The sequence below is a fragment of the Peribacillus sp. SIMBA_075 genome (assembly GCF_046534585.1).
In genome coordinates this window covers 1-310 of the sequence record NZ_JAWRYN010000336.1, presented here as the reverse complement: position 1 = coordinate 310, position 310 = coordinate 1, and the positions used below count along the sequence as shown (strand labels likewise).

Here is a 310-nt window from a genome sequence, read left to right as displayed (position 1 = left end):
AAAAGAAGTTTACATTATTTCTGGCTATTCACCAGAGCTATTAACCTTGTATCAAATCCATTTGTAAAACAAAATACAATTACGCTTGAATCCAATAAAAAGGAGTTTTATATAAAGGGATTTATTAACAAAGGAATAGCACCACCATTTGCATTAGCAAATTTAGTTATTATGCAAGATTATGCAATCGATACTATGATTCCTCATATTGAAACCATTACAGTTTATAATTACTTCGTGGATAATTGGGAAAATGCAATTATTCCAACGAAAAATATATTAAAAAGTATTAGTAATGACACCGAAAAAT

The 310-nt window shown here is 27.7% G+C and carries 1 pseudogene; it reads left to right on the top strand.

Going from position 1 to position 310, the window contains the following annotated elements:
- A pseudogene (locus SB775_RS28470) lies at window positions 1-310 on the top strand (ABC transporter permease); the annotation flags it as partial.